Genomic DNA, 14,428 nt, shown 5'->3' with positions numbered 1-14,428 from the left:
CGAGCACCCCAGATGGCTTTGCAGAATTCCGGAGAGTCCCGTGAAGAGCACAGCAGCAACGACGCGACGCCTTGATGAGTCACACAAGCCGGTGCAGAGCGCGATGGCCACCAACAGCGAAGGGCGGTGCCCGATGGATATCGGCGACGGACTCACAGCAGCGTCACGCATTGTGGCCCTCGTCGGGGCCGACCGCATCGAGTTGGTGACCGTGACGCGCAACCGTGTCAGTCTCCAGCCGACCCACCTCAAAGAGGGCGAGCACATCGCCCGCGAACTCGGGTTGGACGTGCCGCTGGATCACCGCATGTTCGTGCCCGGCAACACGCTGTGGACCGGAGAACTCGACGGTTTCGAAGTCCAGGTCCGGTCCGTGCTGCGCCGGGCGGTCACCCCATGAGCGCCGCAACGGTCACATGCACGCGGACCCTCTTGGCGCTCGACATTGATGGGAAGCTCGTGGACGCCGAGAGCAGAATCCCGTCCGGGACGGTCGAGGAGTTGGACCTCGTCCGCGCCGCCGGACACGAGATCGTGCTCGCCACGGGGCGGTCGCTGGCCGGGCTGCTGCCGATCGCGCTCCGGCTGGGACTCACCGACGGGTCGGCGGTGTGCTCCAACGGTTCAGTGACCGTCCGCCTAGACCGATCCGCACCGTCCGGGTACGACGTCGTGGCCGCCCGCACATTCGACCCCGGCCCCGTCATCCGCCGTGCGGTGCACCTGGTCCCGGGTGTGCGGGTCGCGGTGGAGGAGGTCGGCTGGGGCTGGAGAACGAACATCCCGTTCGCGCCGGGGGAACTCAACGGGCAGCAGAAGCCAGCGACGCTCGTCGACCTGGCATCCGAGCCTGCTACCCGGGTCGTGCTCGCTGCTCCGGGCATCCGCCGGATTGCCGACGCCCTGGACGCTACCGGGGTCACGGTCACCGCAATGGACTTCGACTGGCTCGACCTCACCGCGCCCGGTGTGAACAAGGCGGCTGCACTCGACGACGTGCGCAAGCAACTGCGCATCCCTGCCGATCGCACTGTGGCGGTCGGAGACGGCGTCAACGACCGCGAGATGTTCGCGTGGGCCGCACGCTCGATCGCGATGGGACACGCACCCGCCATCGTGCGCAGTGCCGCCGACGAGACGACCGGCACCATCACCGAAGCCGGGGTCCTACCTGTGCTGCGCTCGCTCGTCCCGACCGTGGACAGTTCGCTGTCGTCGCTCGCACAACAGATCTTCGTGGCTGAGCAGACGGCGCCAGGGCCGGCCGCGCTGAGGGTGTGGCACGGCACAGGGCCGGACCTGTCCCGGTGCGAAGTCTGGACCCTCCAAGACGGTCACTCGGCCCGGCACGCGCCGATCCCGTCCGGCGTCGGGACCACGATGCGCGCCATCGAGACCGCCACCCTGGAGGCGCGCCTGCCGTTCCCGCGCGGCGACGAAGGCCGACGCCGCGCACAGTGGCGCAGCGTCACCACCAGCAGCGGCCCAGCCGGGTTCGAACTTCCACTCAACAGCCTCTAGCCGGCCACCGGAGACGTGCCGCCCACCCGCCCACGCTGGCAGACCCATCCTCGCCGCAGATGGTGTCGACGCTGAGCCGCACCGAATGGCGAAATCCTGCACGACGGCTTCACCCGCTGTTTTCCTGGTCAGGTCGTGTGTGGCGTCCGGAGGATCTATCTGAACGCAACATGCAGACCACACCATCAGAGGTGACTTCATGGAAAGTTCCAAGCGAAGTATTGCTCGAAAAGCAATGACCGCCGTAATAGGTGCCGTGGCAGTCGTCATAGCAACCGCGGCGACCGTCTGGGCCGCGGACAATCTGGTCCCGACCCAGACCTACTCCCCGACATGTAGCGCTGGGGGTGATACGAGCGGTGTGCTGTGCAAGACGGACGGCGGCTGGTGGTACTTCTATAGCCAGAGCTCACTCGAGGCCGGGGACAAGACCCGGGTAGCCGACGTGCTGAACGACGAGTACGCGCCCACGGACCTCGCCGTCGCACAGGACACCTCCCCGACGTACAGCGGCGCTGACGAGACGGACCTCATCCTCAAGGAGAGTGCTGTACCCGGCACGAACGATGGCATCACGTGGTGCAACGACCCGACCTCCGGGTACGAGTGCGACCAGCACTATGTCGACATTCAGCCGGACTTGTACTCCAGCAGGGGTCTGATCTGCCACGAGGCGGGTCACGCCGTGGGGCTGACTCATGGCGCGCAGGCCTATCCCGTGCAGTCACAGACCGATCCGGCGCTCGGGTGCTTGAGAACACCGATCGGCGCGACGCAAGACAACCTGGGTTCGCAACAGGTAACTAATATCAACCTCATTTACTAGGAGCGGCAATGTCGAGACACAGCGCACGACAGATGCAACGAGCCCTGGTTATGGCTGCCACGGCAGGGCTCGTCCTCGGAACGGCAGCGTGTGCAGATAGCAGCAGGGGCCCCGTGATCGCTGAAGGGTCTGACCGATACCCGAACGTCACGGCCGAGGACTGGGTCACCTACGCTGATCATGTTGTGATCGCCACAGCAGTGGATGACGAGGCCCTGCCACTCGATGAAGATGACGCGGCCAACGGCGAGGGCGGCGTGGACCGCATGGTGACCATGCAGGTCGATGACGTGGTGTGGACGTCGGCAGACCCGCGCCACGAGGCACCCACGACGTTCGAGTGGAGCGGCTGGGGATGGGCGCTCCAGAACGGTGAACGCATCGAGATGGCAGCTGAGGACGAGCCGCGCGTCGAGGTCGACCACACCTATGTCATGGCGCTGGTGTATGAGCCTGAGTTCACAGACGGCGGGACCCAGTATCCAGCGAGCTGGGGCAGCCTTGGTTCGGATTCCGTCATCCCATATGATGGAACCGAGCTCGGCATCGGGGAAGTCCAGGGCACGATCCAGAGCGAACCGACGTCCCCCGACCCCGATGCAGTTGACTACTCCCTTGAGGATGAGATGACTGGCAAGAGTGTCAAGGAGCTGGTGACGGCGCTGAACGATGCGACGCCGGGCACCCGTGGAGACTTCGGACCGACCTGGCGAACGAACGACTGAACGCGACACCTGCTCTCCTGCCACATCCCCGAGGGGCGTGAACGCCGAGACGTTCACGCCCCTTGTCGCATCCTCGGGGACTCTGCACGGGCGTAGATCAGCCCCCGTCCTGGCGCCCCATCACCCGAGACTGGGGCCCTGCGCGCGGCGCGACGCCCTACGTCGGCTGGGTGTGTGGCTGGTGCTGTTCAGATTTCGCACCAGGGCGCGGACGCGGCGCGCGCTGTCGCGCTGGGTGAGCGTGGTGGGCGGTTCGCCGAATGGGTCGTCCGTGGTGATCCCGAAGCGGTCGCGATAGGCGGCCACGGCAACGACGACGTTCTGCCATTCGTGCTCGGCGGGGCCGTGGGGTCGTGGGGGCAGGTGTCGGGTCCAGGGTTGACGGTCGCGGAGAGCTTGCCCGGCGAGGGTTCGGGCGCGGTCCTCGATGAGTTCGGCGCGGCGGTCGAGCGCCTCGTGGATGTCCTCGAGGAACTGTCCTTGGGCCTGTGGGATGAGGCCAGCGATCCGGTTCCGCCCGGTGGGTGTGCGCGTTGCTGCGTGGGTGAGACGGTCGTGCAGGACGGCGGCGATGTCGTCTGCGTCGTGCAGGCTGCGGGCGGCGGCGAGCCGGGGCAGTAGCAGGGTCACGTCGTGGCCGTCGGCTTCGGCTCGGCGCAGTTCGGTGCACAGGGGCCCGAACGCGTCGGACTGCACTGCGTGGGCGATGTCCGGTGGGGCGAAGCCTTCAACGGCCAGGGTGTGTGCGATCAGGTGTGTCCAGCGAGGGCGCTGCGCTGCGGTGGCGATCGTGTCGTACTCGGCGGCGAGCTGCGCGATCGATCCCCAGCGGTGTCCCTCGTCCTGGCGGGACTGGTGAGCCGAGGGCTCGACGCCGATCCGATGCAGGATGCCCGCCAGCATGGACCGTGCCGCGGTCAACTCGGGCAGGTCGGGGTCGATTTCTGCGCCGATGGCGTGTTCGTGGTTGTGGTCGCGGTCAGGCTTGTCCACGGGCACGAACACGGTGTTCGTCGCGCGGCCTCGGGTGAGGGCGACGTACAGGTTCTCCCGACTCATCGTCGGCGTCGCGATGGTGTGCGCGGTGTCGACGGTCAGGCCCTGGGCTCGGTGTGCGGTAATCGCGTATCCGAGGTCGACATGCTCGGCCACATAGTCCGCAGGCAGGCGGACGATGCCCCAGGAAGGCGTGCCGTCGCGGCCGGTGCGCTGGTTGGTGTGCGGTTCGAGGTCGACGCGCTGGACGGTGACCGAGCCGTCCCGGTGGACCTGAAAGATCCTCCAGCGGTCGCCATTGCGGACCCATCCGTCGCGCCCGTAGCGCAGGTGGCGGTCGTTGTCCCTGGTGATGACCAGATCCCCGGCCGACGCCCGCGTCTGTCCGGAGAGGATTACGTGTCGGCCATCGGACACGTGCCCGGCCAGGACACGTTCGGCGCGGGCGCGGCGGTTGAGGTCGTTCATCGTCGCGGTGTCCGGCACAACGAGCACCGAGGACCGCCCGGCCTGGGTGTCGGCCTTCCAGGCGGTGTAGGCGGCGTCGGTCATGTCGTCCGTGCCCCCGGCGTGGATGCGCTCGTGGTCGGCGTAGAGGTTCAGGACGTCGGGGTCGCCGTCGCGTAGGCGCAGGGTGGCGTGTTTCTCCCAGTCGGCGTGGAAGCGGTGCACCTCGATCAGGGTCGGAACGTCCCCGGTGGTGCGGGCGCGTTCGGAGACCAGGAGGTTCAGGGCGCCGCCGGTCTCGACGGCGGGGAGCTGGGCGGGGTCGCCGACCAGTAGCACCTTCGCGCCGGCCACGGTCGCAATCCGGGTGAGGCGGTCCAGGGTGTGGGTCCCGGCCAGGGATGCCTCGTCCACGATCACCAGTTGCCCCGCCTCGAATGAAGCGCGGCCGTGGCGATGGCGGGTAAGCCACATCGCAGTGTTCTCGCACTCGATCCCCAGCTCGGTGCCCAGGACGTCGGCGGCTGCCGCCGACGGCGCCAGGCCCACGACGGTGCCGGGGCCGTGCTGTTGCTCCCACATCGCGCGCAGCACCCGCAGCGTGGTGGTTTTCCCGGTCCCGGCCGGACCGACGAGAAGGTCCAGGCGGCGGCCGGAGGCCGCGACGGCGGTGACGGCTTCGGCTTGGGAGGCGTCCAGCACGCCTTGCCGCACTCCTTCGGCGAGAACGGCCCGGACCTGGTCCGTGTCGACGTCGGGTGCGTTGCGCCGGGTCATGGCGTCGAGGAGTCGGGTCTCGGCGTCCAGGACGGCCTGGGAGGTGAACACTTTGGAGTGTTTGGGGCGCAGGGTGCTGGTGCCGTCTGCCCGGAGGAGGAAGTCCGGGGTGGGTGCCAGTTCCGGCGGCGTCAGGAGGACCGAGGCGCCCTCGGCGGCGGCGACGATCCGTGCGACGGTCTGGACGCGGTCCTGGTGGGTGGTCAGGCGCCAGTGCATGGTCTGGCGTTCGGCTTCGGCCCACAGGTGCCAGTGCTTCCACGTGGCCCGCTTGTCCCCCACCACACGCAGCACAACAGCAGCCTCCTTCTCCACCGCCTCCTCGGGTACGTCGGCGGCGGTGAACGCCTGCCCCGGTGTCTCGGCCGCACGGGCGATCAGGTTCCGCGCCCACTCGCTCGGGTCTTCTCCCCGGATGCGTGCGGCGCGCTGGCGCCACTGTGCTGAGAGGTCGGCCAGGGACTCGATCGACTTGGGCGGACGGGTCGCCAGGTTCGCCTGTTCGCGCAGGCGGTTGATCGTGCCCCGCGACGGCATCCGCCCGTGCTTCTTGCGGTAGGCGGCGATGAGCGTGTCGGTGGCGGGTTCGATGTCGGCTGACCGGGAGGAGAACTCGGTGATCAGGTCGTCGGGGACGCCGGCGATCTCGAACCCGGGGTTGCGGTTCTTTCCTCGGGCGGGGCGTCGTTCCCCCTGGAGGCCGAGGCTGGCGGCGAGGCGGTCATACAAGACCGCCTCGTAGTGCTCGCTGAACGCGACGTTCGCGTTGAACAGCGCCCGCGAGTCCAGGGTGCGCCACTTCCCGTCGGTCAGCGCCCGCACCTTGTTCGGCACCACGACGTGCGTGTGGAGCTGCGGGTCGTGCGCGCGGGAGTCCCAGTGATCGAACGCGGTGGCGATCAGGCCGGTGACGTCGACCTGGGCGATCGACCCGTCCCCGGCGTCGGTGCCGGTCCTCGTGGCGGCGACGTGGTCCTCGATGAACCGGATGGTGTCGGTCACGGCGGCACGGTGTGCGCCCAGGATCAGGGCCTTGGTGGTCCGGTCCGACAGGCCCCACAGGACCGAGACCGACTTCGGCGGCGAGAACGTCAGATCGAACCCTGCCACCGCCCGGCGGTCCCCGGCCCGCTCCTCGTCCTGGGTGATCTGGTCCACCGCGACCTGCCGATCCTCGGGGCTCAGGCTGGGTCGAGGGCGGCGGTGCGCTTATCGATCCGTTCCCCCAACGGGACGATCTTCGGGTAGGCGCGTCCCAGGGGTTCGGTCGTGACCGGGTCCCTGCCCGCTTCCAGGAGCCGCTGGAGCTGAATCGTGGTCACCCGGTCACCGGCAGCGAGGACGCCTCCACCGCCGAGGTCGTCGATGCCGCGTCCGAGCCAGTACCCGGGCGGGGTGCCGACCGCGGTGTAGTACGCGGTGACCGGGTCCATCCCGAGGCCGTCGCCGAGGTTCGGGGCGTCGCAGTCGGCGTTGGCCACCGAACCGGTCAGGTACTCGGTGCCGTTGCCGACGCTCATCGGCTGGATGCTGACCGTCATGGCCGACCACCGCCCCGGGGGTGCGCGGGCAGGGTGCGCCGGCAGGTGTGCGGGCGACGCGCCAACGGTGCCGAATCGCACCAACGCCAACGGTTCCGTCGCTCCTCAACTGCCTGAGGTGTGCTGCGTTGCCAGGTGACCAACCCCGCGTACGCCGTCGCCCGCCTGCAACTTGTCAGCCGCGTGCCGTGGTCCGTACCGCTGCCGTCGCTCGGTGCACGCGCTGCAAGCGTCCAGCTCGCTGCAACGTGCGTCTGCATGGTCACGTAAGCCGGGTAGGAGGGAACGGCGGGGCGGGACCCCCGGGCGATGACCCACTCCGCTGCGTCGGCGGACATCTCGGGGCGCATCGCTGGGGCGTGCTGGTGGTGGCTGGTGGCGTTGCCGTCAACGACAACGGGGCCCGGACACCGAAGTGTCCGAGCCCCGTTCATCCGCCCGCCCCGAGAGGAGTCAGGCCGCTGTGTGCTTGGCACCAGCCGCCTCCTGCGCAGCCAACCAGGCCATCACCTTCGAGCGCCGGTAGACCACCCGGCGCGGACCGAGCCGGAACGAGTCCGGCCCTTTCCCGATGTACCGCCACCACCGCAGCGTGTTCTCCGGCACGCCCAGAAGGTCAGAGACCTCCCGAGTGCGCAGCATCGGATCGTCCTTCTGCGCAGCCGTATCCGCTCCGGCGTCCGTCGTGACAGCCACAAGCACCACCCTCCTTCGACGATGTCGGCACGGGATGACCCGGTGTCACCACGGTTGCGCACCGCCTCCGTAGCACACCAATTTATCACACACCAATCTGGCGTTCCGATACAGTGCGCACCACAACGGTTACTCTGGAGGCATGGACGAAGACGAAGTCATTGGCGCCAACCTGCGCCGGTACCGAACGGACCGAGGCATCACCCAGGCGAAGTTCGCCATGGCACTCATGAGCAACGGCGTCGACGGGATGTACCCGCAGACCATCCAGAAGATCGAACGCGGGCAGCGACCGCTGCGCTTCTTCGAAGGCCTCGTCGCCGCACGCGTCCTCGACGTCAAGCCCGAAGCGCTCTACGACCTCGACCCCGAAGCCGACGTCGACCGTGACGCCGCCAAGCTCGCACGCAACATCACCTATGCGGTCGAGGCCTACGAAGCCGCTGGGGACGGCCTCAACGACATCTGCAACGAGGCCGAGGAATTCCTTCGCGACGCATCAGACCTGAACGCCGCAAGCCGACGCTGGATCGAGAACGCCCTCAACGAGGCACGCCCCAGCCGCAAACCGGATAGCGCCGACGTCGGACCATCCGACCCAGAACCGCCCGCACCCAAGGAGAACTGACATGGCGACCGCATGGGTCGAAGATCGCTGGCTCGACAGCGACGGCGAGAAGACAAAGGACTACGGGCGCGGCAAGCGGTGGCGCGTCCGCTATCGCGACCCGGGCAAGCGCCTTCGCGCCGAGTCATTCAAGCGCAAGACCAACGCCGAGCGCCGCCGCGACGAGCTGTCGGCCGAAATTCTGACGGGTCGCTTCGTCGACCCGGACGCCGGCAAGGTCACGTTCAAGGAGTACGCCGAGCACTGGCGCACGCTCCAGGTCCATCGCGGCAACACAGAGGATCAGGTCGACGTGGTCCTTGAGATCCGGACGTACCCACGGCTGGGACACCTACCGCTCGCCTCGATCGACTCCGAGGACATCCAGTCATGGGTCAAGTGGCTCTCGACCGCAGCAATCGCTCTGGCAGGGGGCAAGAGCAAGGGATATGCCCCGGCGACCGTTGGGGTGACCCATCGGATCGTGTCCGGCATCTTCAAGTCCGCCGTCGATACCAACCGGATCACGTCGAACCCGTGCGCGGGCACGCGCCTACCGAAGAAGACGCCCAAACGCGTCAAGCCGATCCCGACCGAGTCGCTGTGGGCGCTCATCGACGCCTTCCCCGAGAGGTTCCGGGGCCTCATCCTGTTCACCGCGTGCACCGGGCTTCGACAGGGTGAGGCGTTCGGCCTGACCGTGGATCGGCTCGACTTCGACAACAAGGTCATGCACGTTGACCGGCAGATCACCGGATCGGTGGCGGGCAAGCCGACGTTCGGGCCGCTCAAGACCGAGGCGAGCTATCGAGAGGTCCCGCTGTCGACGTCCACGATCAAGGCCCTGAAGCATCGGCTCGGGCAGCTTCGCGACGAAGGACGTGTAGAGGGCCTCGTCGTCGGCCTCGGCAAGGAGCAATGCCAGGAGCTCATCCGTGGCTCCAGTGTCGCCCTTGAGACCTTGAGAGAGAAGATCCTTGCCTCTGTCCTCCACGGAGCGCAGGGTGTCCGACTTGCGTGCGACAAGCTCGATCTGGCGACCGAACTCCGCGACCGTAGCGTGGCGATCCTCCGGCTTTTCGGCCAGCGCCTTGGTCAAGAGATACTTGTACTCGGCCGGGACGTGCTCCAGTTGTGTATAGGGAAAAGGACGTCGCCCGGTCAGGAGGTGGATGAAAACCTTGCCAAGGGCGTACACGTCTGCGCTGGCCTCGACGGCGTGGCCGTCGTCGAATTGCTCGGGGGCCACGTAAGCCACGGTGCCAACCATCGTGTTGGGCCGCGTGATGGTCGTGGAGTCGGTCAAGAGGTCCCGGCACATACCGAAATCACCGACCACCCAATGGCCGTCGAGCAGCAGGATGTTCGCGGGCTTGATATCCCGGTGGTAGATGCCCTGATCATGGGCGTAGCCGATCGTGTCGATGACGGTGAGAATGATCTCGGCCGCGTCTTCTCGGTCGACACCGGTGGGGTCGCGATCGATGAGGTCCTCGAGCGTCATCTCGGCTTCGGGCATGACATAGAACGGCGGGTCCGCCTTGAAGCTCCAGCCGAGTATCGGCATGATTCCCCCGTGGTCCATGGCGTTCTGTGACCGGACCTCACGACGGAATCGGCGCATCTCTCCATCCGAGTCAGCGAGCTGAGGGGCCTTAAGGAGTCGCTTCATGATGGCGAACTCACCGGTCTCCTTGTTCCTCACCCGGTAGATCTCACCCTGACCCGCGACCTTCAGGCGCTCAAGCCGTTGCCACGTCGCCACAAGTGCGCCCCGTTCGTCAGATCGCGTGCCGTACGAACTCATTCTGCCGAGTCCCAACCTGGCCCGGCACGCTCAAGAATCGTCCTAGACTGGCCGCGTTGCGCCAGGGATCTCAGCGCGCGACGTTGGGCCAAGGCTCCCGGCCGATCGAGAGTTCAGGACCTGCTCGGTCGTACGACGATGGTACGAACACGGGCGCTGCCTGGCGAGCAAAGATCGTCGGGAGGGCCGGGCGGAGGAGTGCCTTGACCTGCTACTCACGGCAAGCGCCGGACCGCCAAGCGGCTTCCCTGCGCGCCAACCGATCACCTTGCCTGCGCGACATGCCGACCAAGCGGATCTGAGCGGCGAAGGCAGGCCACGTGGCCTAGGGGGAGTCACTCATCATCTCCGGGGGCCGTTGCGTCATCTCTGCAAGGGGCAAGCGATCGGCAGCCTGAGTCCATCACGGTACACAGTCATGTGTACCCAATGTCTACCGGGCTCCGCTGGCCGGGGCTCCGATGCAGGTCAGAGCGTTAAAAGCGGACGAGCCAGCCTGTACGCCGGGTTCTGTTCCCACGCAGGGTTACCCCCGCGCGGGCGACGGTCATCCATCTAGGCCCTGCGTTGCCGCAGGGCTCGAGCGGTCTACCCGACTGTGCCTCTCCGAAGAGAGTCGGGCGGGCAGCCCTCAAACACAGCCTGTCTGACCTTGCTCCAGGTGGGGTTTACCTAGCCGCTGCCGTCACCGGCAGCGCTGGTGGTCTCTTACACCGCCGTTTCACCCTTACCTCCGGTCCTGAGACCGTAGGCGGTCTGTTTTCTGTGGCACTGTCCCGCGGGTCACCCCGGGTGGCTGTTAGCCACCACCTTGCCCTGTGGAGCCCGGACGTTCCTCGGCGGGCGCCCGAGGGCACCTAACGCGACCGTCCGACCGACTCGTCCGCAGTAGTAAGGATACCTGCCCGGAACAGATGTGCTCAGACGTCCACGCGGTAGCTGAGCGCCAGCTCGTCCCCCGACATCCCGCGGATCCCCCAGTTCTCGCGAGCACTCTCCAGGATCACGATCTCAACATCCTCAGCGGCAAGCCCGAGTCGCGGTGCAACGGAGTCGTACAGCGCCGCGATCAGCGCGCGCTTGGCCTCCCGGCTGCGGCCCGCGAAGCAGACGATCTCCACGACCAGGTAGGCGTCCGAGCGCGGGGCGACCAGGTCGCCGTCGTCCAGGAGGAGGAAGCGGTGGAACCGCTTGTCCGCGGGAAGCTGCCACGTGCTGACCAGCGCCTCGTGCAGCGCGTCGGAGATCTCCGCGCGTCGCTCGCCCCATACCGACCGGTTCCCGTACACCTTGACCTGAGCCATACGCGCCAACCTAACGGGCCATCCCGCCGCGCAACTTAGGCTGAGCGGGTGATGTTGCTCCTCCCGCCCTCCGAGGGCAAGACCCCCGCCCCCGACGGCGCCGCTCCCGTCGACCTCGACGCCCTGGTCCACCCGGAGCTCACCGCGCGGCGCGAGCAGGTCCTGGCCGAGCTCGCGAGGGTCAGCGCGCAGCCCGAGGCCGTCTCGGTCCTCGGGGTCACCGAAGGGCTCGCCGACGAGGTCGCGCGCAACACCGCGCTGCACACGGCGCCGTCGGGCCGCGCGGCGGAGGTGTACACCGGCGTCCTGTACGCGGCGGCCGGCCTGGCCACCCTGCCCGACGGCGCAGCGCAGCGCGCCCACGCGAGCGTCCTCACCTTCTCGGGCCTGTGGGGCGTCGTCGCGCCTGGCAACCGCATCCCCGCCTACCGGCTCAGCATGGGCGTGAGCCTGCCCGACGTCGGCCGCCTCGCCACGTTCTGGAAACCCGCCCTCGCCGAGGTGCTCGACGCGCGCGCCGCGGGCGACGTCGTCGTCGACTGCCGGTCGGCGACCTACGTCGCCGCCTGGCGGCCGCGGACGACGGGCGACGGCGCCGCCGAATGGGTGGAGGTGCGCGTGCTGCGCGAGACCGACGGGAAGCGGACCGTGGTGTCGCACAACGCGAAGCACACGCGCGGGGTGCTCGCGGGGCACCTGCTGCGGCGCGAGCACGACGCCCGGACCAGCGAGGACGTGCTCAAGGCCGCCCAGGAGCTGGTCGGCTCGGTGATGCTCACCGAGATCGGCTCGGGCAAGGACCAGACCCTGATCGAGGCGAACCTGCTGGACGGAAAGCCGCGCGGGCCGCGCACGCTGGAGCTCGTCCTGGCCTGAGCCATCTTGTGGGCGTGATCGTTGCGCCTACGCGTCCGGTTTAGGCGCAACGATCACGCCCACAACGAAAAGAGGCTCTGGCGCTTGGGCTGGCCTCGCGGTTGGATGTCCGGTCATGAGGACAAGCAGCCTGACGGGCGCCCGAATCGCAGTGGCCGCGGCGTTCTTCGCGCAAGGCTTCGTCTTCATCAGCCTCACCACCCGCCTGCCGCGGTTCCTGGAACGGTGGGGCCTGGACGAGGTCACCCTGTCGCTCCTGCTGCTCATGATGGTGCTGCTCGCGGGCGTCGGCTCGCTGGTCGCCGAGCGCGCGGCGCGGCGGATGGGCAGCGCGACGATGCTCCGGCTCGGGCTCGCTCTGATGGTCGTCGCCGTCCCGGCACTCACGCTCGCGCCCGCGATCGGCTTTTTCGTGGGCGGGGTGGCCGTCTACGGGATAGCACTCGGCCTGGTCGACGCCACCAGCAACATGCAGGCCGTCGACCTCGAGCACCGGTACGGCCGCCCCATCCTCCCGTCGTCGCACGGGTACTGGACCACCGGCGGCATCCTCGCCACCGTGCTGGTGCTCGCGACGGGGCACCTCGCCCCCGAGATCGGCGCGTTCGTCGTAGTGGTCCCGCTGATCGTGGCGTTCGCGCCGTTCCTCCCGCGGGCCGTGGAGGTGCAGCTCATCGCGCCCGGGGTGCCGGCGGGCGGTATCGCCAGCCCGGCGGGGGTCTCGACAGGCTCGACCGGCGAGGGCTCGACCAGCGAGGCGGGATCGACCAGCACACCGGTCCCCTGGCGGCCCATCTGGCTCGTGGGGATCGGGCTGGTCGTGTTCTACATGGTCGATACCACCGCGGCGGCCTGGGGTCCCGCCTACCTGGCGATCACGTTCGACGCACCCGGCAACCTGGTCGCGCTCGCGACCTTCCCCTACCTCGTGACCTCGATAGTCGTGCGGCTGGCGGGCGGGTACCTCGTGCTCCGGTTCGGCGTGACGCCGGTGCTCCGGACCGGTGCGGTGGTGGCCGGCGCGGCGCTGGCGCTGGTGGCGCTCGCGCCGTCGTGGCAGGTGGCCGTCGCGGGCTTCACGGTGCTCGGCGCCGCCGTCGCGCTGGTGGCACCGCTCAGCTTCTCGGCGGCGGGCCGCATCGCTACGGGCACGGCGGGGACGGACGCCGATCCCGTCGCGGGAACGGCGGCCGGTGCTGCGGGGGAAGCGACAGACGCCGGCTCGGCGACCGCAACCGACCGCGCCCGCACCGACGCCGTCATCGCGCGCTTCAACCAGTTCAACTACGTGGGTGCCCTGCTCGGGTCGGTGCTCACAGGATTCGTGGGGGCGGACAACCTCCGGCTCGGGTTCGCGCTGCCCGCCGTCCTGGTGCTCGCCCTGGTGCCGCTCGCGCCCGCCTTCGCGCGCGGGACGCTCGGCCGCCGTCCGTAAGGGAGCCGACGGCGGGCGCCCGGATCGGCCCGCAGCCAGCTCACCCCGGGCGGGCTCAGCCCGCAGCCGCGCCGGTCTTCGCGCCCGCGACCCGGACGAGGATGCGGCCGCACTCCTCGCAGCGCACCACGGCGTCGGGCGCCGCGCCCTTGATCGCCGCGACGTCGCCCGGCGGGAGGTCGATGCGGCAGCCCTCGCAGCGGTTGCCGTTCAGCACCGCCGCGCCCGTGCCGCCGAGCTGCGTCCGGATCTTCTCGTACAGCTTGACCAGGGCGGTGTCGAGCCCGTCGGCCGCCTTCGCCCGCTCGCCCGCAATCGCCGCGACCTGCTCGTCGATCTCGGCCCAGCCCGCGTCCCGCTCGGCCTCGACCTTCGTCTTCTCGGCGACGAGCTCGTCGTTGGCGGCCTCGACCTTGGCGAGCGCGTCCTCGTGCGCCTCGAGCCGTTCCATGACGTCGAGCTCGATCTCCTCGAGCGCGGCCTGGCGCGTGGCGAGCGAGCCGAGCTCGTCGGTGAGCGCGACGGCGTCCTTGGCGCTCACGCCGCCGGAGTCCAGCCGCTGCTGGTCGCGGGCCGCGCGGTTGCGGACCTGCTCGACGTCGGACTCCGCCTTGATCAGCTCGCGCTTCAGGTCGGCCACCCGGGTACGCGACTCGACGAGCGAGGCGCGCAGGTCGGCGATCCGGCCGTCGAGCTCTGCCAGCTTCGCCAGCGCGGGAAGGTTCTTGCGCTGGTGGGCGAGCTGCTGAGCGCGGGTGTCGAGCGCCTGGACGTCCAGCAGCCGGCGCTGGTCTTCGGGTGGTGCAGTAGCCACGGGAGGCGTCCTCTCGGTCGGGGTCTGGGGTGGTCCAACGCTACCCCGCCCTCGTG

General features: G+C 68.8%; 12 protein-coding genes, 1 other RNA gene and 2 pseudogenes. 8 read left to right on the top strand and 7 right to left on the bottom strand.

Annotation, left to right across the window (positions count from 1 at the left end; genetic code table 11):
• Positions 1-40: 40 nt before the first annotated feature.
• From EW117_RS16640 to EW117_RS16625, 4 genes are all read left to right on the top strand, one after another.
• On the top strand, positions 41-400 hold the full coding sequence (locus EW117_RS16640; protein ID WP_129787822.1) for a hypothetical protein: 360 nt from the start codon (positions 41-43) through the stop codon (positions 398-400).
• A complete protein-coding gene (locus EW117_RS16635; protein ID WP_129787821.1) occupies positions 397-1,521 on the top strand; it encodes an HAD family hydrolase in 1,125 nt (374 codons plus the stop codon). Before EW117_RS16640 ends, EW117_RS16635 begins: the two co-directional genes overlap by 4 nt.
• 199 nt (positions 1,522-1,720) lie before the next feature.
• A complete protein-coding gene (locus tag EW117_RS16630) occupies positions 1,721-2,347 on the top strand; it encodes a hypothetical protein (protein WP_129787820.1) in 627 nt (208 codons plus the stop codon).
• 113 nt (positions 2,348-2,460) lie between these two features.
• Positions 2,461-3,072, top strand: a complete 612-nt coding sequence (locus EW117_RS16625; protein ID WP_129787819.1) for a hypothetical protein — start codon at positions 2,461-2,463, stop codon at positions 3,070-3,072.
• Positions 3,073-3,192: 120 nt separating this feature from the next.
• On the opposite strand, the gene mobF is transcribed toward EW117_RS16625, so the two are convergent.
• The 3 genes from mobF to EW117_RS16610 form a co-directional block, all read right to left on the bottom strand.
• Positions 3,193-6,450 carry a MobF family relaxase gene (gene mobF, locus EW117_RS30525; RefSeq protein ID WP_129787818.1) on the bottom strand — a complete coding sequence of 1,086 codons (3,258 nt, stop codon included), beginning with the start codon at positions 6,448-6,450 and terminating at the stop codon, positions 3,193-3,195.
• A gap of 23 nt (positions 6,451-6,473) precedes the next feature.
• The gene (locus EW117_RS30520; RefSeq protein ID WP_129787817.1) at positions 6,474-6,833 is read right to left on the bottom strand and encodes a relaxase domain-containing protein; all 360 of its coding nucleotides are present in this window, start codon (positions 6,831-6,833) and stop codon (positions 6,474-6,476) included.
• A gap of 453 nt (positions 6,834-7,286) precedes the next feature.
• The gene (locus tag EW117_RS16610; RefSeq protein ID WP_129787816.1) at positions 7,287-7,475 is read right to left on the bottom strand and encodes a helix-turn-helix transcriptional regulator; all 189 of its coding nucleotides are present in this window, start codon (positions 7,473-7,475) and stop codon (positions 7,287-7,289) included.
• 196 nt (positions 7,476-7,671) lie between these two features.
• Between EW117_RS16610 and EW117_RS16605 the strand changes: the two genes are divergently transcribed.
• Entirely contained in the window at positions 7,672-8,157 is a 486-nt protein-coding gene (locus tag EW117_RS16605; RefSeq protein ID WP_129787815.1) for a helix-turn-helix domain-containing protein, read from the top strand.
• A 1-nt stretch (position 8,158) separates the two neighbouring features.
• Positions 8,159-8,992: pseudogene (locus tag EW117_RS30815) on the top strand (tyrosine-type recombinase/integrase); the annotation flags it as partial.
• Between the two features lie 270 nt (positions 8,993-9,262).
• Here EW117_RS30815 and EW117_RS30810 read toward each other — a convergent pair.
• The 3 genes and pseudogenes from EW117_RS30810 to EW117_RS16585 form a co-directional block, all read right to left on the bottom strand.
• A pseudogene (locus EW117_RS30810) lies at positions 9,263-9,808 on the bottom strand (serine/threonine protein kinase); the annotation flags it as partial.
• Positions 9,809-10,426: 618 nt separating this feature from the next.
• An RNA gene (rnpB, locus tag EW117_RS16590) (RNase P RNA component class A) lies at positions 10,427-10,825 on the bottom strand.
• 38 nt (positions 10,826-10,863) lie between these two features.
• The gene (locus EW117_RS16585) at positions 10,864-11,247 is read right to left on the bottom strand and encodes a tautomerase family protein (RefSeq protein ID WP_129787813.1); all 384 of its coding nucleotides are present in this window, start codon (positions 11,245-11,247) and stop codon (positions 10,864-10,866) included.
• Between the two features lie 48 nt (positions 11,248-11,295).
• Between EW117_RS16585 and EW117_RS16580 the strand changes: the two genes are divergently transcribed.
• Both EW117_RS16580 and EW117_RS16575 read left to right on the top strand, forming a co-directional pair.
• A complete protein-coding gene (locus tag EW117_RS16580) occupies positions 11,296-12,123 on the top strand; it encodes a YaaA family protein (RefSeq protein WP_129787812.1) in 828 nt (275 codons plus the stop codon).
• A gap of 115 nt (positions 12,124-12,238) precedes the next feature.
• Positions 12,239-13,558, top strand: coding sequence for an MFS transporter (locus tag EW117_RS16575; protein ID WP_242504336.1), 1,320 nt, complete (start codon positions 12,239-12,241; stop codon positions 13,556-13,558).
• Between the two features lie 55 nt (positions 13,559-13,613).
• Here EW117_RS16575 and EW117_RS16570 read toward each other — a convergent pair whose 3' ends face one another.
• A complete protein-coding gene (locus EW117_RS16570; protein WP_129787811.1) occupies positions 13,614-14,372 on the bottom strand; it encodes a zinc ribbon domain-containing protein in 759 nt (252 codons plus the stop codon).
• Positions 14,373-14,428 lie beyond the last annotated feature (56 nt).

Source organism: Promicromonospora panici (assembly GCF_900608595.1).
In the GTDB taxonomy this organism is placed as follows: domain Bacteria; phylum Actinomycetota; class Actinomycetes; order Actinomycetales; family Cellulomonadaceae; genus Promicromonospora; species Promicromonospora panici.
This window is presented reverse-complemented; position numbering and strand designations above follow the sequence as displayed.

Bases quoted from the DNA above. Each gene is read 5' to 3' on its own strand.
- EW117_RS16635 (WP_129787821.1), top strand. From the start codon at position 397: ATGAGCGCCGCAACGGTCACATGCACGCGGACCCTCTTGGCGCTCGAC.
- EW117_RS16575 (WP_242504336.1), top strand. From the start codon at position 12,239: ATGAGGACAAGCAGCCTGACGGGCGCCCGAATCGCAGTGGCCGCGGCG.
- EW117_RS16630 (WP_129787820.1), top strand. From the start codon at position 1,721: ATGGAAAGTTCCAAGCGAAGTATTGCTCGAAAAGCAATGACCGCCGTA.
- EW117_RS16610 (WP_129787816.1), bottom strand. From the start codon at position 7,475: ATGCTGCGCACTCGGGAGGTCTCTGACCTTCTGGGCGTGCCGGAGAAC.
- EW117_RS16605 (WP_129787815.1), top strand. From the start codon at position 7,672: ATGGACGAAGACGAAGTCATTGGCGCCAACCTGCGCCGGTACCGAACG.
- EW117_RS16585 (WP_129787813.1), bottom strand. From the start codon at position 11,247: ATGGCTCAGGTCAAGGTGTACGGGAACCGGTCGGTATGGGGCGAGCGA.
- EW117_RS30520 (WP_129787817.1), bottom strand. From the start codon at position 6,833: ATGACGGTCAGCATCCAGCCGATGAGCGTCGGCAACGGCACCGAGTAC.